Origin of the sequence: Brevundimonas sp. UBA7664, assembly GCF_002483305.1 — a bacterium.
Lineage (GTDB): Bacteria > Pseudomonadota > Alphaproteobacteria > Caulobacterales > Caulobacteraceae > Brevundimonas.
Genome location: NZ_DLHQ01000051.1, coordinates 70168 through 86317 on the forward strand (window position 1 = coordinate 70168; position 16150 = coordinate 86317).

The window sequence follows — 16150 nt, forward strand, 5'->3', positions numbered from 1 at the left end:
AACAGGATGCACTCGCCCTCGGGAGGCCTCGTCAGCGCCGCACCGGATCGGTAGAAGCGGCCCATGAGTTTCTCCGCCATCATCGTCGCCGCCGGAACCGGAGCCCGCGCGGGCGAGGCCAAGCAATGGCGCGGGCTGGGCGGCCGGCCGGTCCTCCGCTGGTCCGCTGAGGCCCTGCTGTCGGCCGGCGCCTCCGAACTGGCCGTGGTTGTCGCCCCCGGCGCAGAAGCCCTCGCCGCCGACGCACTGTCCGGTCTCGAAGGCTGGTTCGCGGTGGCCGGCGGCGCGACCCGCGCGGCATCAGTCCAGGCAGGTCTGGACGCCCTGACGGCGCCGGCGGACGCGCGGGTTCTGATCCACGACGCGGCCCGCCCTTTTCTCGACGCGGCGACGATCGGCCGGGTTCTGGCCGCGCTGGAACAGCATGAGGCCGCCCTGCCCGTCCTGCCCGTCGCCGACAGCCTGCGTCGCGGCGTCGACGGCAGCCTGGGCGAGTCGGTCGACCGGGACGGGCTCTGGCGGGCCCAGACGCCGCAGGGCTTCCGGCTGGAGACGATCCGGCGCGCCTACGCCGCCTGGCCGGACGGAGCCTCCCCCACCGACGATGTCGAGGTGGCCCGGGCCGCCGGGCGAACCGTCGCCATGGTGGCCGGCGATACGCGGCTGATGAAACTGACCTACCCCGAGGATTTCGCCATGGCCGAAGCGCTCATTCCCCGTCAGACCCGTGTCGGCCAGGGCTTCGACGCCCACCGCTGGGGCCCGGGAACCTCGGTCTGGCTGTGCGGCGTCGAGATCGCGCATGACCAGACGCTGATCGGCCATTCCGATGCCGACGCCGGCCTGCACGCCCTCACCGACGCCATCCTCGGGGCCATGGGCGACGGCGACATCGGCGATCACTTTCCGCCCACGGACCCGCAGTGGAAGGGGGCCGCTTCGGACCGCTTCCTGACTCACGCCGTCGAGCGGCTGGCGGCGCGCGGCGGGCGGCTGGTCAATGTCGATGTGACCCTGATCTGCGAGCGGCCCAAGGTGAAGCCGCACCGTCAGGCGATGCGCGAACGCCTCGCCGACCTGCTGTCGCTGCCGCTGGACGCCGTCAGCGTCAAGGCGACCACCACCGAGGCCATGGGCTTCACCGGCCGCGGCGAAGGCCTCGCCGCCCAGGCCCTGGCGACGATCGAGCTTACTGGCTCCTGAGCGCCTGCAGTTCGGGCGTGTCCTGCATGCTGCGCTGGAGCGACCCGAACAGATTGACGTAGTCGTCGGTCCAGGGACGCACCGCGGTCCGGGCCGGCGTGTGCCACCGGGCGTCGGCGCGGAAATCCGCCAGCCCCTGGGGGGTCGGCGACAGGATCAGCGCCTCGGTCGAGGCCTCGGCCATCTCCGGCGTGTCGTCCCGCTCATAATAGAGCTGGTGCAGGCTCGGCCGGTCGAGGGCCTGGGCCGCCGCGATGGCCGGCAGGGTGATGTCGAGGTTGCGGTTGGACAGGTGCAGCAACACCACGCCGTCCGGCTTGAGCAGCGCCAGATAGCCCGCGATCGCTTCCTCGGTCAGCAGGTGGGTCGGCACGGCGTCGGACGAGAAGGCGTCGATGATCAGCAGGTCGTAGGACCCCGGCGTTTCCTTCGCCAGCGTCAGACGGGCATCGCCGAGCACGGTGTCGATCGGGCCCGAGGCGCAGTGCGATATGTAGGTGAACCAGCGGGGATCGCGCGACAGATCGTTCACCATCGGATCGATCTCGAAGAAGGTCATCGTGTCTTCGGTGCGCTTGTAGGTCGCCATGGCGCCCGAGCCCTGGCCGACCACGCCGATCCTCGCCGGACCCCGCCGTCCGATCATGTCCGCCGCCTGCCCGATGGGGGTGGACGCGGCATAGTAGAGGGTCGGCACGCAGTCGAACCGACCGTCCCGCGCCTGGGCCCCGTGCAGGGTCGTGCCGTGCATCAGCACATGGACGTCGCCGCCCAGCCGGGGATCAGGCGAGTTGGCGACGCGCATCACCCCGAAGAAGCTGCGCTCCGACAGGCTCCAGTCATAGCCCCGCGCGATCCACTGGGCCGAAAGCGTGATCATCATCAGGATGGCGGTGAAGACCAGCGCCCGGTCGCGCGCCAGAAAGGCGCAGATGGCGGCGGGCATCAGCAGGACCATGGTCAGCTGATCCATGCCCAGCGGGAAATTGTCGTAGAACCAGCCGCGCGCGCCGTCATTGGCGTTCAGCCAGAGCGAAATCAGCACCGGCGACGCCGCCACCACGGCGGCGGCGACGAGGGTTCCGACGTGGGTTCCGCTCAGCCTGCCGCGGCCCCATGGACGGGCCAGACCGACGAGCACCAGCATCAGCGGATACTCCCACACCATGTTGAAGATGACGGGGGCCAGCAGGGCGGTGAAGGCCCCGCCGACGACTCCGCCCAGCGACATCAGCAGATAGAATTCCGTCAGCCGGTCGGGCGATGGTCGCCTTGCCGCCAGCAGCTGGTGGCACATCAGGGCGGCGAAGAAGAAGGCGGTCAGGTGCAGGCCGAAGGCCATCGCCCAGTTGGCCGAGCGGAAGGCGACGATCAGAACCACGATCGCCCCCGTCGCGCCCTGGATCACCAGGGTGACGTTCAGTGGAATCCACGGCCGGTTCTGGAAGGCGATGACGAAGGTCAGCAGGTACAGCGCCAGCGGCAGGACCCACAGGAAGGGCGCCGAGGCGACGTCGGTCGACAGGTGGGCGGTCACCCCCAGCATGAGGCTGGACGGCGCCGCCGCCAGAAGGACCAGGATGCCCTTCTCCCGCCACGGGATCGGCGCGCTGGCCGCGAGCCGGGCGGGCTCCGACGTCCGGTCCAGCCGCCGGCGCCAGACTGTAAACGCCAGGGCCACGACCATCAGCACGAAGAGGACATAGCCGCCGCTCCAGCCGAACCAGCCGCGCTGGCCCGACAGGGTCGCCAGCGGCTCGATCACGATCGGATAGGACAGCAGGGCCAGGAAGCTGCCGAGGTTGGAGGCGGCGTACAGGACATAGGGGTTCTTTCCGTCCGCGTGTCCGGCGCGGACCCGGGCGTACCAGGCCTGCAGCAGGGGCGCCGTCGCCGACAGCACCGCGAACGGCGCGCCCACCGACATGGTCAGGGTGGCCAGCAGCCACAGGATGGGCGCCGCGGGATCGGGGTCGCCCAGCAGGCCGTTGACGCTGAGCGGCAGGAACAGGGCGGCGGCCAGCAGCAGACCCAGATGGATGCCCACCTGGGTCTTGATCGACCCGACCTTCTGCAACAGGTGGGCATAGCCGTAGCCGGCCAGCAGGGCGGTCTGGAAGAAGACCATGGCGGTGTTCCACACCGCCGGGGATCCGCCGAGCATCGGCAGGACCAGTTTGGTCACCATCGGCTGGACCACGAACACCAGCGCCGCCGAGGTGAAGATGGCGACCGCGAACAACAGGGGTGTCAGACGGTCGGCCGGCCGGTCAGGCGCGCCGGAATCGATGCCCGTGTCCCCGGTGGTGTCGCTCATGCCCGCCCCGTATGCTGGCGCCGTCTCCGGGCGCGCCCGGCCACCCTGAACCGACTCGCTGCCCTTTCGGAAGGCCTCGACCCCATGTTCCCCGAAGATATCCAGACCCTCGCCCGGCAGGTGATCGAAGCGGCCGCCGCGCGCGGGCTGACCATCGCCACGGCCGAGAGCTGCACCGGCGGCCTGGTCGCCGGCGCCCTGACGGCCATCGCGGGGTCATCGGCGGTCGTGGAGCGCGGCTTCGTCACCTACAGCAACGCCGCCAAGACCGAGCTGCTGGGCGTGTCCGCCGAACTGATCGAGGCCGTGGGGGCTGTGTCCGAACCGGTCGCCCGGGCCATGGCGGACGGGGCCCTTGCGCGCTCGCGGGCGACAGTCTCGGTCTCGGTCACCGGGATTGCAGGCCCCGGCGGCGGCTCGGCGGACAAGCCGGTCGGCCTGGTGCATTTCGCCGCCGTCGGCCCGTCCGGCGCGGTCCATGTCGAGCGCCGGTTCGACGACATCGGGCGCGAGGCGGTCCGTCTGGAGAGCGTGCACGCGGCCCTCGGCCTGCTGCTGGACCGGATCGGCGCATGATCGTCGACGCCCGCGGCCACCGCTGTCCGACGCCAAGCCTGAAGCTTCAGAAGGCGCTGCGGGGGGCCGCGCCCGGCGCGCGCCTGACCTTGCTGGCGACCGATCCGATGGCGCGGATCGACGTGCCGCATCTGATGGCCGGACTGGGCGGAGACGTCGTCTCGATCGACGAGGCCGACGGCGTGCTGACTATCGTGGTCGTGACGCCCGCCGCTCCGACAGGCTGACCACCGAGTCCGGCAGCGGTTCGTCGGGTTCGATTTCGGGCGCGCCCATCGAGCGCGCGGCGATCTCCATCTCGGTGGCGAAGGCGCCGCCGTAGAAGATGGCGTTGACGTTCCACGACAGCCAGATCAGCAGCACCACCACCGCGCCGACCGAGCCATAGGTGGCGCCCAGCGGGGCGATCTGCTCGACATAGATGGCGCACAGCCACGAGGAGATGGTCGACATCACCGTGGCCACCACCCCGCCCGCGATCGACGGCGCCCAGGCCACCGGGGTCCGATGGGACATGGCGTAGCGGTAGAGCATGGTCAGGCCGATCGCGAGCCCGAGCGCCGGCCACAGACCCTCCAGCGGCAGGCCGCCGCCGGTCGCGGCTCCCTCCCCCGGCCCGGCGTGCTCCAGCAGGCGGGATGTCACCACGGCGCCTGACACCACGGTGAACAGCAGGAAGGCGAACAGCGCCACGAAGAAGGCCAGCAGATTGAATTTGAAGAAGCCGTGCGGCTCCGTCTCGTCATGGATCAGATTCAGTCCCGCCAGCAGGGCCTTGAACCCCCGGTGCGCGGCATAGCCGCCGATGACCACGGCGAAGAAGCTCTGGGCCGAGACGGTCCGGGCCGAGGCGTTCGCCAGCCGCTCGATCTCGGCATAGAAAATCGCCCGCGCCGCCGCCGGCATGACATCAGCCAGGGCCGCGGCCTGTTCGCTGACCTGGCTGATCGACAGCACGGCCTTGTAGAAGCCGATCAGAATGGCGATGGCCGGAAACACCGCCAGCAGGGCGAAGAAGGACACCCCGCCCGTGTAGAGCATGACGTCGCGGCCCCAGCTGCGCGAGAACGCCTTGACCGACAGCCGGCCCCACAGCATGGGCGCCGCCCAGCGCGCGGCCTCGTCGATGTCTGATTTCGCCTGCAACCCGGTCCCCACACCCTGCAAGCCCACACTACTACCCCAATTCGGCCGGTGGGAAACCTGTTGCGGAAAGCGACGGTCAACCGTTGCCTGGAGGCGGTCGCCCTCGCTATGGTCCGCCGCCATGAGACCGCGCCCGGGGCTGGGAGCGGCTGGAGATTTCGCCCTTGGGTTCCGATCCACGCATACTGGTCGTCGCCCCCGACGATGGCCTGATCGGTCCGTTGTGTCAGGGGCTGGACGCGCTCGGCTGGCGCACCGTCACCGCCCGCTCGATGGCGGGGGCCATCCAGGTGCTGATCGACTGGCCGCTGGAGACAGTGATTCTCGACGCCCGGCTGCCGGACGCGGCCGAGGGCGTCCGCGCCCTGCGCCAGACTGTAAGCCCCCGCCGGCTTCCGATTCTCGCCATCGGCGCGGAGGCGGCGGCCTGGGAGCCGGGTCTCGCTGACATCGTCATGTCGAATCCCCCGCACGCGGCCCAGGCGGCCCTGCGCCTGGAGAATCTGGTCCGGTCCGCCATCGCCGAGGAAGAGGTGTCGCTGCGCGAAGCCACCTTCGCCGCGCGCGGACAGCCGCTGCCGGTCTCCGACCTCGACGCCACGCCGCTGCGGGTGCTGGCCGCGGGCAAGCCCGACCGGCATTTCCTCGCCCTGTCGAACGCCCTGACCGCGCGCGGTTGCGAGGTGGTCGCGGCGCCGACGCCCTACACCGCCTTCGACTATCTGCATGAGCGGCCGTTCGACGCCGCCGTCCTGTGGGGCGCGGAGGATCACACCCCGGCCCTGTCGATCGCCTCGGGCATGAAGCGGAATACCCGGCTGTATCACATTCCGGCGGTGCTCTATCTGCGCGGCGCGGGCGAGATCAACCTGTCGGAGCTCTACAACCGCGGCTTCGCCGACGTCGCGGCCGCCGACACGCCCGAGGATGAGACCGCCGAGCGGATCACGGCCCTGGCCCGCGCCCATCGCCGCCATGTGGCCATCCGCAAGGCGCTGGAAAGCGCGCGCGGCTCGGGCCTGACCGATCCCGCGACCGGCCTGTTCACCCCCGAGCTGTTCGCCAGCCATCTGGCCCGCGTGGCCGAGGGCGCGCGCCTGCGCCGCCGCCCGCTGTCGGTCGCCGTGCTGCGCGTGTCCGAGACCGAGGCCGTGGTCGAGGCCCGCAAGGGCGGCTGGCTCGACCGGGCCCTGCCCCAGATCGGGGCCATGGTCTCGCGCCTGATCCGCACCGAGGACACCGCCGCCCGCCTGTCGCCCGACGTCTTCGCCCTCGCCCTGCCGGCGACCCACGGTCTGGCCGGACGGATCGCCGCCGACCGCATAGCCGCCGTCATCGGCTGCACCGCCTTCGACGCCGGGCCGGACCGCTCGCCCTTCGTGGTTGAGTTCGAGGTCGGGGTGGCCGAGGTGGCCGCCGGGGAATCGCCCGCGGCCGTGCTGGAGCGCGCTTCGAAGGACGTTCGCGCATCCGCTTGACGATCATTTGACAAACTATTTTGTCTAATACAGGTTGGGGGCATGACGGCTCGCCCTTCAGCCCTGCTCGACGATCTGGACACCGCCCTGCTGGCGTTGGCGCCGATCCGTCGCCGCATCCTGGCGGCCCTGACCGAGCCCGCCTCGGCCGCCGGACTGGCGGAACAGCTCGCCCTGCCGCGCCAGAACATCGGCTACCACCTCAACGCGCTCGAGGCCGCTGGTCTCGTTCAGCTGGCCGGAGAGCGGCGCAAGCGCGGCTTCACCGAGCGGCTGTTCGTCGCGGCGCAGAACTATGTCTTCGATCCCGCCATGCTGCAGGCGCCGCCGGACCCTGACGCCATCCAGGCCCAGGACCGCCACGCCGCCGACCATCTGATCGCCACCGCCTCGACTATGGTCCGCGACGTCGCCCGGATGCGTCAGGCCGCCGATGCGGAAGGCGCGCGGCTGCTGACATTGACGGTTGAAGCCGATGTCGCCTTCGCCACGCCCGCTGATTTCGACGCCTTCACCGAGGACGTCAGCGCCGCCGTCGCCGCCCTCGCCCGGAAGTATGCGGCGCCGACCGGCCGCCGTTACCGACTCACCGCCGTCGCCCATCCCGCCGTCGTCAAACCCGTCCCTGCCAGGAACTGAGCCCGCCATGACCGAAGCCCCCGAACAGCCCATGGAAGACCACGTCCTCGTCGAGGTCACCGTCCCCGCCCCCGCCGACGCGGTCTGGGCCGCCCTGCGCGACCCGCAGAAGATCCACCAGTGGTTCGGCTGGGAGACCGAGGGCCTGAAGGACGAGATCGACTTCATCTTCGTCACACACGCCAGCGCCGACGATGAAAAGCGGGTGGTCACCTTCGTGGGCGTCAACGACCGCTACGAGGTCGAGGCCCGCGGCGACGCCAGCCTCGTCCGGGTGGTGCGCTCGGCGCCCGCGGGCGACTGGTCCGATGTCTTCGACGGCATGATCGAAGGCTGGATTTCCTTCACCTGGCAGCTGGCCTTCGCCTTCGCCCGCCACCCGGGTCAGACGCGCCGCACCCTGTTCTTCTCGGGTCCGCCCCGCGAGGACCGGCTGGCGCGTTCGCTGCTCGGCCTCGACGCCGCCCCCGCGCCGGGCGAGCGCTGGACCCTGCCGCTGGGCCCGGACGCCGACGCGTCGGGCGAGGTCTGGTTCCTCGCGCGCCACCAGACGGGCGTCACCGTCGATGCCTGGGGCGACGGCCTTCTGGTCGTACTGGACCAGCCGCCGAACGAGAAACGCCCGCGCGGCACGACCATGATCACCCTGACCACCTACGGCCTGTCAGACGCAGCCTTCGCTGACCTGGAGACGGGCTGGAAGGCCTGGTGGGACCAGCGGTTCGAAACCGTGGCGCCGGGCTGCGACTGACGACAGGCGTTCAGGGCCATGTGCAACACCTACCGGTTCAAGCCCTTCGCCGATCAGCCGTTCGAGGAGATCCGGCAGATCGGCATCGACCTCGAATTCCCGGACGGCAGGCCGAACATCGAGCCGCGCGACGACATCCGCATCGGCGATACGGCGCCGGTGGCCGTGCGGACGGCCGATGGCGTGGCCGTGCGGATGACGAAATGGGCCTGGACGTCGCCGCAGGGGCGGCCCGTGTTCAACTTCCGCTCGGACGACCGGTCGTTCGCCAACAGCCTGCGATGCATCATTCCGGCGGACGGCTTCTATGAATTCACCGACGCCCTGCCCGGCCAGAAGCGCAAGACGAAATGGCTGTTCACCATGGTCGATGCGCCGGCGTTCTGGATCGCCGGCGTGATCCGCGACGGCGCGTTCGCCATGCTGACAACCACGCCCGGCGCGGATATCGCGCCCTATCACGACCGGCAGATCGTCCTGCTGGAGCCAGGCGGCGCGATGGCGTGGCTGGACCTCACGACGGCCGAAGCGGACCTGCTCCGCCCCCTGCCCGCGGGCCGTCTGGCGGTGGAACAGGTGTTCCCGCTTCCGGAGACGGGTCAGCTCTTCAGCTGAAGGGCCTCACTCCCACTCGATCGTGCCCGGCGGCTTGGACGTCACGTCATAGACGACCCGGTTCACGCCACGGACCTCATTGACGATCCGCGTGGCGCAACGGCCGAGAACGTCCCACGGGAACTCGAAGAAGTCGGCGGTCATCCCGTCGGTCGAGGTCACGGCGCGCAGGGCCAGCACCTTCTCATAGGTGCGCGCGTCGCCCATCACGCCGACCGTCTTGACCGGAAGCAGGACGGCGAAGGCCTGCCAGATGCTGTCGTAGAGGCCCGCCTTGCGGATTTCCTCGAGATAGATGGCGTCGGCCTGCTGCAGGGTCTCGACGGCCTCGGGCGTGATCTCGCCGGGAATGCGGATGGCCAGACCCGGCCCCGGGAAGGGATGGCGCCCCACGAAGGCGTCGGTCAGGCCCAGTTCGCGGCCCAGGGCGCGGACCTCGTCCTTGAACAGCTCGCGCAGCGGCTCGACCAGCTTCAGCTTCATGAAGTCCGGCAGGCCGCCGACATTGTGGTGGCTCTTGATGACATGGGCCTTGCCGCTCGAGGACGAGACGCTCTCGATGACGTCGGGATAAAGGGTGCCCTGGGCGAGGAATTCGGCGCCCTCGATCTTGCCGGCCTCGCGGTCGAAGATCTCGATGAAGACGCGGCCGATGGTCTTGCGCTTGGTCTCGGGGTCCGACTGACCGGCCAGGGCGCCGAGGAATTCCTTCGACGCATCAACATGGATCAGCGGGATGTTGTAGTGCTCGCGGAAGAGGGTCGTGACCTGGGCCGCCTCGTCCTTGCGCAGCAGCCCGGTGTCCACGAACACGCAGGTCAGCTGGTCGCCGATCGCCTCATGGATCAGGACGGCGGCCACCGAACTGTCGACGCCGCCAGACAGGCCGCAGACGACCTTGGCCGATCCCACCTGCTCGCGGATCTTCGCGATCTGCTCGTCGCGATAGGCGGCCATGGTCCAGTCGCCCTTCAGCCCGGCGATCCCATGAGTGAAGTTCTTCAGCATGATCGCGCCGCGCGGGGTGTGCATCACCTCCGGGTGGAACTGGACGCCGTAGAAGCGGCGCGTTTCGTCCGCGATCACGGCGTAAGGAGAGCCGGGCGACGAGGCGACGACGTCGAAGCCGGCCGGGATGGCGACGATCTTGTCGCCGTGGCTCATCCAGACGGTCTCGTCCTCGCCGACCGGGGCCAGACCGGCCAGCAGGGGTGAGGCCTTCTCGACGGTGATTTCGGCGCGGCCGAACTCGCGGTGATGGCCGCCCTCGACCTTGCCGCCGAGCTGCTCGCACATCGTCATCTCGCCGTAGCAGATGCCCAGCACGGGAACGCCCGCCTCGAACACGCCCTGCGGCGCGCGCGGGCTGCCTTCCTCGTGCACGCTCTCGGGGCCGCCCGACAGGATGATGGCCTGCGGCCGCATGGTGGCGAGCGCAGCCTCGACCTTCGAGTAGGGATGGATCTCGCAATAGACGCGCGCCTCGCGCAGGCGCCGGGCGATCAGCTGGGTGACCTGGCTGCCAAAGTCGACGATCAGGACCTTCTGGTGATCAGCGGGGGCGGTCATGCGGGCTCCGTGAGAACAGGCGTGAAATGGTCATGCAGCAGGTCGAGGGCCTCGGCCAGCCGGAGATCGATCTCGGCCAGGGCGTCGGTCCAGTGTTCGAGGCGGGACAGGTCGGTGCGGCCGTCCGAAACGCCGCGCAGGCCGATCACCGGCACGCCGAACCGGGCGGCGGCGCGGACCACGGCGAAGGTCTCCATATCGACCATGTCGGCGTCGACGGCGTCATAGCCGGCGCCGGAGACGACGCTCCCGCCGGTGCCCAGTCGGGCGGGCGGCAGGGCGGCGGGGCCGTCAGCCAGCGGCAGGACGGCGGGCAGGCGCGGGTACGGCGTCTCCCCCTTCGGAAAGCCCAGCACGCTGGCGTCCATGTCGCGGTAGCTGACGTCGGTCACCCGATAGACGCAGGCGTGCTCAAGGGTGCGCGAGCCCGCCGAGCCGAGCGAGATGACGACGTCAGGCAGGACGCCCTCCGCCTGCAATGTCGCCAGCGCCTGCGCCACACCGGCCGCGGCCTCGACGGGGCCGACGCCGGTGATCAGCGGGCGGATGCGGGCGCGCAGGGCCGGGCCGTACTCAGGCTCGGCGGCGATGACGCAGAGGGCGGTCTTCGGACCGAAGCTGGAAAGGGTCCAGTCCCGGCTCACGCCCGCCGCTCGTAGAGGGCCACGAAGAAGCCGTCGGTGCCGGTCGAGGCGGGCGACAGCCGCAAGCGGCCGCCGGTCGCGGCCTCCGCCAGACGCGTGCGCGCGGCGTCGGTCAGGGTGTCGGCGGCCAGCGCATCGGCGACCGGCAGCGGGCTGAAGCCCTTGTGGGCCGCCTCGAAGGCGTCGGCCACAGCCTCGTTCTCGCGGCTCAGGATCGAACAGGTCACATAGACCAGCCGCCCACCCGGCTTCACCAGCGCGGCGGCCTGGGCGAGGATGCGCAGCTGCAAGGCATGCAGCCGCTCGATCTCGTCGGCCTTCAGCCGCCAGGCATCCTCGGGCCGACGTCGCCAGGCGCCCGAACCGCTGCAGGGGGCGTCGACGAAGACCAGATCGGCCTTGCCGTTGAATTCCTCGACCCCGCCGCCGTTCTGGCCGATCAGCCGCAGGTCGGCGGCGACGCCGGCGCGCGCGAGGCGCGGCTTGATGTTGTCGAGCCGCTTCTGCACCACGTCGCAGGCGATCAGCCGCATCGGTGCGGCCGCCGGTTTGGCCTTCGCCGCCGCCAATTCGTCAGCGCCGGTCGGCGACCAGCCGGCCGGGCTGGGCGCGGCCACGCGCGCGGGATCGGCGGCCGGCAGGCCCTGCACCGCCAACGCCAGCGTCTTGCCGCCGCCGCCGGCGCAATAGTCGACGACGATGCTGTCCGGCGTGAACGAGAGCCCGGCGCCCGCCACCCATGCGGTCAGCTGGCTGCCCTCGTCCTGGATCTCGATGCGGCCGGCGTTGAAGGCGTCCAGCGCCTGGACATTCGGCGCGGGCTCCGAGGGCAGCCGCAGGCCGACGGCGGACCAGGGCGTGCGCTCGGGCATCAGGCCGGTGGCCTTCAGCTCGGCCCGGGCGGCCTCGACGGTCGTTTTGGCGGTGTTGACGCGCAGATCGACTGGCGCGCGGGCCATCAGCCCGGTCGCCTCCTCGCTCCAGCGCTCGCCGAAGGTCGCCTTCAGGTCCTCGATCACGAAGGCCGGCAGGTCCGTTGCGGTTTCGGACAGGTCGCCCTCCCCCGCCGCGATCCGGGCGCGCTCCTGTTTCGACAGCGGCCGCGGGCCGTAGCCCTCACCGGAGTGCAGCGCCTCGATCTCTTCCAGCGACAGGTTATCGAGGAAGGCCAGCGCTCCGACGACCAGCGCCCGCCCGTCCTCGCGTCCGCCCATGGCGGCGACCAGCCGGCCGCGCGCGCGCAGCACCTGATAGACACGCTCGGCGACGGCGCGGCGGTCGCCGGACCCCGCATAACGGTTGGCGGCGCCCCAGGCCTTGATCACCACCTCGGCGGGGGCGCGGCCCTGGGCGATGCTGTCCAGGACGGAGGCGGCGGCGGCGAGACGGGCGGCTGGGGTCAATGCGGGCTTTCAGACAAAAAGGGCGGCGATCACCATGACCAGGCCGGCCAGGGCGACGAGCCAGACCAGACTGCGGACATAGGGGATGCCGAAGGCGTAAAGCGGCAGATAGATCAGCCGCCCGAAGAAGTAGAGGTGCGTCCCGATAAAGGTGAGCTGCCCGTCCTTACCCGCAATATGCGCCATGATCACGGCGGCGGCGAAGAGTGGCAGAGTTTCGAACAGATTGGCCTGGGCCCGCATCAGGCGGCCGGCCAGCTTGCCCGGCGGCGGCGTCTCGCCGTCGCGCGGTCCGGCGTTCCATTTCGGCCCCAGTTCGGCGGTTCGCGCCGCACCCGCCCAGCCGATCTGAACGATCGCCAGAATGAGCGTGAAGGCCAGCATGATGAATTCCGGCGTCATATCCATGGCGTGAGCCTCCCCGCTCATCCCTGACGATAGTTGGGCGCTTCGCGCGTGATCATCACGTCATGGACGTGGCTCTCCCGCAGCCCGGCGCCGGTGATGCGCACGAAACGCGCGCGTTCCTGCAGGTCGGCGATGGTCGCGGCGCCGACATAGCCCATGGCAGCGCGCAGGCCGCCGACCATCTGGTGCAGCACCGGGGCGATCGGCCCCTTGTACGGCGTCTGGCCCTCGATGCCCTCGGGCACCAGCTTCTGGGTGTCCTCGACTTCCTTCTGGAAATAGCGGTCGGCCGAGCCGGCGCCCATGGCCCCGACCGAGCCCATGCCGCGGTACGACTTGTAGGACCGGCCCTGGTACAGGAACACCTCGCCGGGGCTCTCGTCCGTGCCCGCGAACATCGAGCCCATCATGGCGCATGAGGCCCCGGCCGCGATGGCCTTGGCCAGATCGCCCGAATATTTGATGCCACCGTCGGCGATGACCGGCGCGCCGGATGCCTTCGCCGCGCGGGCGGCTTCCATGATGGCGGTCAGCTGGGGCACGCCGACGCCCGCGACGATGCGGGTGGTGCAGATGCTGCCCGGGCCGATGCCGACCTTCACCGCGTCGGCGCCCGCGTCGATCAGGGCGCGGGCGGCGTCATAGGTGGCGACATTGCCGGCGATGATCTGGATGCGGTTGGACTCGCGCTTGATCCGCTCGACGACGCGCGAAACCTGGATCGAATGGCCGTGGGCGGTGTCGATGACGACGACGTCCACGCCCGCTTCCGCCAGCGCCATGGCCCTCTCATAACCGGCATCGCCGACGGTTGAGGCGGCGCCGACCAGCAGCCGGCCCTGGTCGTCCTTGGCGGCGTGGGGATGCGCCTGGGCCTTCTCGATGTCCTTCATCGTGATCAGGCCGGTGGCGCGATAATCCTCGTCGACCACGATGACCCGCTCGATCTTGCGGTCCCGCAGCAGGGCCCGCGCCTCGTCGCGTCCGGCCCCCTCGCGCACGGTGACCAGATCGCCCGTAGTCATCAGCTCGATGGCCTTGCGATTCGGATCGGTGTCGAACCGCATGTCGCGGTTGGTCAGGATGCCGACCAGTTTTCCCGTCGCCGGATCGACCACCGGGAAGCCGGAGATCTTGCGCTTGGCCACGATCGCCCGGATCTCGCCCAGCGTCGTCTGCGGCGTGATGGTCACCGGATTGATGACCATGCCGCTTTCGTAGCGTTTGACCTCGCGGACCATGTCCGCCTGTTCCTCGACCGTCATATTGCGGTGGAGGATGCCCAGACCGCCGGCCTGGGCCATGGCGATCGCCAGCCGGCTTTCGGTGACCGTGTCCATGGCGGACGAGGTCAGCGGGATGTTCAGTCGGATGTCGCGGGTCAGCTTCGTCGAGACATCCGCGTCTGCGGGCATGATCTCTGACGGGCCGGGTTCCAGCAAAACATCGTCGAAGGTGAGCCCTTCGCGTATCTCCATGAGGAGTCTCCGTTTTGCGGGCCGCGTATAACGTGTTGCAGCGCGGAACGGCAAGGCCCGCCCGGGCTTATCGTCACGATAACAACAATTGGCTTGCCGGATGCGGCGCCCGCCCCACATCTGACGAACACATGGTCCGCATACTCATCAGCACCGCCCGCCGACTCGCCCTCAAGATCGCGAGCTATGGCGTGATGCACCTGGTGGTCGCCATCCTGGTGGCCTTCGCCATCACGCGCGATTGGCGGGTGGCGCTGGCGGTCGGCGTGGTCGAGCCCTTCTTCCAGACCATCGCCTATTCGATCCACGACCGCGTCTGGCACCGGATCGAGCGCCGCCGGATGCTGTCAGGGCTGGAGGAGGCGTCCGAGGCCTTCACCGCCCGCCTGCAGATCATGGCCCCTGAGGAGCAGACCCGCGCCCACGGCCATGCCGGGCACAGCCACGCCCTGCCCCGCTCGCTGAGTCAGATCGCCGCCAAATCCGTCACCTATGGCGTGATGCATTTCGTTGTGGCGGTGACCGTCGCCTTCGCATTGACCCGCGACTGGAAGGTCTCGCTGGCCATCGGCATCATCGAGCCGTTGGTGCAGACGGTGTTCTTCACCGTCCACGATCGCATCTGGAGCCGGATCGAGGCCCGCAAGGCGGCGCGGGCGGCGGAGATGGCCTCGGCCTAGCGCCGGTTCATCGCCACGAGGAATACCTCGGCGCTGTCCTTCCGGCTCGACTCCGGCTTGACGTATTTCACCGTCTCGAACTCGGCGCGGAGCCGGGCCAGGACCCCGCCCGCGTCGCCGCCCTGGAAATTCTTCGACACGAAATGCCCGCCCGGCTTCAGCGTGCGAATGGCGAAATCGGCGGCGATCTCGATCAGGGCGATGATCTTGAGGTGATCCGTCTGGCGGTGGCCGACGGTGTTGTGGGCCATGTCGGACAGGACCAGGTCCGGCGCGCCGCCCAGCAGGTCCATCATCTGCTGATCGACTCCCGGATGGGTGAAGTCGGCCTGGATCATGATCGCGCCGGGCACGGGCTCGACCGGCAACAGGTCGACGCCCACCACGGCGATGGCCCCGCGCTTGACCGCCACCTGGGCCCAGCCGCCCGGCGCGGCGCCCAGGTCGATGACCCGGCTGCCGTGTTTGATCAGGTGGAACCGGTCGTCGATCTCCAGCAGTTTGAAGGCCGCGCGGCTGCGCCAGCCCTCGGCGCGGGCGCGCTCGGACCATTTGTCGGACAGCTGCCGCTTGATCCACTGCTGGCTGGACATCGACTTGGTGTCCGCGGTCTTCATCTTGGTGCCCATGCCACGGCCGGCGGCGGTGCCGCCCGAGGGCGGGCGCACCATCCGTCTGCGCTCAGCGGGCTTTTCTTCGTCGGTCATCGCATCCACATAGCCGTCAGCGGGTTTGCGGGCTATGGACCCGCGACAATTCACAAGGAGCGCGCCGATGGCCGACCAGACCCTGACCTTTTCCCTCGACACCGGCGACGGCGCCGACCGCGACGTGGTCATCAAGCTGCGCCCCGACCTGGCCCCCGGCCACGTCGCCCGCATCACCGAACTGGCGAGCGAAGGCTTCTATGACGGCGTGGTCTTCCACCGCGTCATCCCCGGCTTCATGGCCCAGGGCGGCGATCCGACGGGCACCGGCACCTCGGGCTCCAAGAAGCCGAACCTGAAGGCCGAGTTCTCGAAAGAGCGCCACGCCCGCGGCGTCTGCTCCATGGCCCGGACGTCTGACCCGAACAGCGCCAACAGCCAGTTCTTCATCTGCCTGGACGACGCCTCCTTCCTCGACGGCCAGTACACCGTCTGGGGCGAGGTCATCGAAGGCATGGAACACGTCGACGCCCTGCCCAAGGGCGAGCCGCCTCGCGCGCCGGGCAAGATCGTCAAGGCGACGGTGAACTAAGCAA

General features: G+C 69.8%; 17 protein-coding genes. 9 read left to right on the top strand and 8 right to left on the bottom strand.

The window, feature by feature from the left end; translation table 11 throughout:
* The first annotated feature begins 63 nt into the window (after positions 1-63).
* Positions 64-1203, top strand: a complete 1140-nt coding sequence (locus tag B2742_RS12515; RefSeq protein ID WP_292066796.1) for a bifunctional 2-C-methyl-D-erythritol 4-phosphate cytidylyltransferase/2-C-methyl-D-erythritol 2,4-cyclodiphosphate synthase — start codon at positions 64-66, stop codon at positions 1201-1203.
* Here the strand turns inward: B2742_RS12515 and B2742_RS12520 are convergent.
* Positions 1190-3520: a fused MFS/spermidine synthase gene (locus tag B2742_RS12520; protein ID WP_292066799.1), complete on the bottom strand. Its 2331-nt coding sequence runs from the start codon at positions 3518-3520 to the stop codon at positions 1190-1192. The two genes, B2742_RS12515 and B2742_RS12520, sit on opposite strands and share 14 nt — an antisense overlap.
* 84 nt (positions 3521-3604) lie before the next feature.
* Between B2742_RS12520 and B2742_RS12525 the strand changes: the two genes are divergently transcribed.
* Together B2742_RS12525 and B2742_RS12530 are read left to right on the top strand one after the other, a co-directional pair.
* Positions 3605-4096 carry a CinA family protein gene (locus B2742_RS12525; protein ID WP_292066801.1) on the top strand — a complete coding sequence of 164 codons (492 nt, stop codon included), beginning with the start codon at positions 3605-3607 and terminating at the stop codon, positions 4094-4096.
* Positions 4093-4323: a sulfurtransferase TusA family protein gene (locus B2742_RS12530; protein WP_292066803.1), complete on the top strand. Its 231-nt coding sequence runs from the start codon at positions 4093-4095 to the stop codon at positions 4321-4323. The genes B2742_RS12525 and B2742_RS12530 overlap by 4 nt, the downstream gene beginning before the upstream one ends.
* On the opposite strand, the gene B2742_RS12535 is transcribed toward B2742_RS12530, so the two are convergent.
* Positions 4286-5242: a YihY/virulence factor BrkB family protein gene (locus B2742_RS12535; RefSeq protein ID WP_292066805.1), complete on the bottom strand. Its 957-nt coding sequence runs from the start codon at positions 5240-5242 to the stop codon at positions 4286-4288. The genes B2742_RS12530 and B2742_RS12535 overlap by 38 nt on opposite strands.
* A gap of 164 nt (positions 5243-5406) precedes the next feature.
* Here B2742_RS12535 and B2742_RS12540 point away from each other — a divergent pair, with 164 nt between their 5' ends.
* Genes B2742_RS12540 through B2742_RS12555 form a run of 4 tightly spaced genes read left to right on the top strand, consistent with a single transcriptional unit; the run spans position 5407 to position 8725 of the window.
* A complete protein-coding gene (locus B2742_RS12540; RefSeq protein ID WP_292066808.1) occupies positions 5407-6720 on the top strand; it encodes a diguanylate cyclase domain-containing protein in 1314 nt (437 codons plus the stop codon).
* Between the two features lie 42 nt (positions 6721-6762).
* On the top strand, positions 6763-7359 hold the full coding sequence (locus B2742_RS12545) for an ArsR/SmtB family transcription factor (RefSeq protein WP_292066812.1): 597 nt from the start codon (positions 6763-6765) through the stop codon (positions 7357-7359).
* Between the two features lie 7 nt (positions 7360-7366).
* The gene (locus B2742_RS12550) at positions 7367-8110 is read left to right on the top strand and encodes an SRPBCC family protein (RefSeq protein WP_292066814.1); all 744 of its coding nucleotides are present in this window, start codon (positions 7367-7369) and stop codon (positions 8108-8110) included.
* An 18-nt stretch (positions 8111-8128) separates the two neighbouring features.
* Positions 8129-8725, top strand: a complete 597-nt coding sequence (locus tag B2742_RS12555) for an SOS response-associated peptidase family protein (protein ID WP_292066816.1) — start codon at positions 8129-8131, stop codon at positions 8723-8725.
* Positions 8726-8731: 6 nt separating this feature from the next.
* On the opposite strand, the gene guaA is transcribed toward B2742_RS12555, so the two are convergent.
* The 5 genes from guaA to guaB are packed head-to-tail and all read right to left on the bottom strand — an operon-like array spanning position 8732 to position 14227.
* Positions 8732-10294: a glutamine-hydrolyzing GMP synthase gene (gene guaA, locus B2742_RS12560; protein WP_292066818.1), complete on the bottom strand. Its 1563-nt coding sequence runs from the start codon at positions 10292-10294 to the stop codon at positions 8732-8734.
* Entirely contained in the window at positions 10291-10938 is a 648-nt protein-coding gene (locus tag B2742_RS12565; RefSeq protein WP_292066820.1) for a 5'-methylthioadenosine/S-adenosylhomocysteine nucleosidase, read from the bottom strand. Before B2742_RS12565 ends, guaA begins: the two co-directional genes overlap by 4 nt.
* Positions 10935-12341, bottom strand: a complete 1407-nt coding sequence (locus B2742_RS12570) for an RsmB/NOP family class I SAM-dependent RNA methyltransferase (protein ID WP_292066823.1) — start codon at positions 12339-12341, stop codon at positions 10935-10937. The genes B2742_RS12565 and B2742_RS12570 overlap by 4 nt, the downstream gene beginning before the upstream one ends.
* 9 nt (positions 12342-12350) lie before the next feature.
* Positions 12351-12749, bottom strand: a complete 399-nt coding sequence (locus tag B2742_RS12575) for an MAPEG family protein (protein ID WP_292066827.1) — start codon at positions 12747-12749, stop codon at positions 12351-12353.
* Between the two features lie 17 nt (positions 12750-12766).
* Positions 12767-14227 carry an IMP dehydrogenase gene (gene guaB / locus B2742_RS12580; protein WP_292066830.1) on the bottom strand — a complete coding sequence of 487 codons (1461 nt, stop codon included), beginning with the start codon at positions 14225-14227 and terminating at the stop codon, positions 12767-12769.
* Positions 14228-14358: 131 nt separating this feature from the next.
* Between guaB and B2742_RS12585 the strand changes: the two genes are divergently transcribed.
* Positions 14359-14907 carry a DUF2061 domain-containing protein gene (locus B2742_RS12585; protein ID WP_292066833.1) on the top strand — a complete coding sequence of 183 codons (549 nt, stop codon included), beginning with the start codon at positions 14359-14361 and terminating at the stop codon, positions 14905-14907.
* On the opposite strand, the gene B2742_RS12590 is transcribed toward B2742_RS12585, so the two are convergent.
* Positions 14904-15614, bottom strand: a complete 711-nt coding sequence (locus tag B2742_RS12590; RefSeq protein ID WP_292066835.1) for an RlmE family RNA methyltransferase — start codon at positions 15612-15614, stop codon at positions 14904-14906. The genes B2742_RS12585 and B2742_RS12590 overlap by 4 nt on opposite strands.
* Positions 15615-15681: 67 nt before the next feature.
* Between B2742_RS12590 and B2742_RS12595 the strand changes: the two genes are divergently transcribed.
* The gene (locus B2742_RS12595; protein WP_414633065.1) at positions 15682-16146 is read left to right on the top strand and encodes a peptidylprolyl isomerase; all 465 of its coding nucleotides are present in this window, start codon (positions 15682-15684) and stop codon (positions 16144-16146) included.
* The last annotated feature ends 4 nt before the right edge of the window (positions 16147-16150 follow it).

Bases quoted from the DNA above. Each gene is read 5' to 3' on its own strand.
- B2742_RS12575 (WP_292066827.1), bottom strand. From the start codon at position 12,749: ATGGATATGACGCCGGAATTCATCATGCTGGCCTTCACGCTCATTCTG.
- B2742_RS12550 (WP_292066814.1), top strand. From the start codon at position 7,367: ATGACCGAAGCCCCCGAACAGCCCATGGAAGACCACGTCCTCGTCGAG.
- B2742_RS12590 (WP_292066835.1), bottom strand. From the start codon at position 15,614: ATGACCGACGAAGAAAAGCCCGCTGAGCGCAGACGGATGGTGCGCCCG.
- B2742_RS12530 (WP_292066803.1), top strand. From the start codon at position 4,093: ATGATCGTCGACGCCCGCGGCCACCGCTGTCCGACGCCAAGCCTGAAG.
- guaA (WP_292066818.1), bottom strand. From the start codon at position 10,294: ATGACCGCCCCCGCTGATCACCAGAAGGTCCTGATCGTCGACTTTGGC.
- guaB (WP_292066830.1), bottom strand. From the start codon at position 14,227: ATGGAGATACGCGAAGGGCTCACCTTCGACGATGTTTTGCTGGAACCC.
- B2742_RS12525 (WP_292066801.1), top strand. From the start codon at position 3,605: ATGTTCCCCGAAGATATCCAGACCCTCGCCCGGCAGGTGATCGAAGCG.
- B2742_RS12545 (WP_292066812.1), top strand. From the start codon at position 6,763: ATGACGGCTCGCCCTTCAGCCCTGCTCGACGATCTGGACACCGCCCTG.
- B2742_RS12595 (WP_414633065.1), top strand. From the start codon at position 15,682: ATGGCCGACCAGACCCTGACCTTTTCCCTCGACACCGGCGACGGCGCC.
- B2742_RS12520 (WP_292066799.1), bottom strand. From the start codon at position 3,520: ATGAGCGACACCACCGGGGACACGGGCATCGATTCCGGCGCGCCTGAC.
- B2742_RS12515 (WP_292066796.1), top strand. From the start codon at position 64: ATGAGTTTCTCCGCCATCATCGTCGCCGCCGGAACCGGAGCCCGCGCG.
- B2742_RS12555 (WP_292066816.1), top strand. From the start codon at position 8,129: ATGTGCAACACCTACCGGTTCAAGCCCTTCGCCGATCAGCCGTTCGAG.
- B2742_RS12585 (WP_292066833.1), top strand. From the start codon at position 14,359: ATGGTCCGCATACTCATCAGCACCGCCCGCCGACTCGCCCTCAAGATC.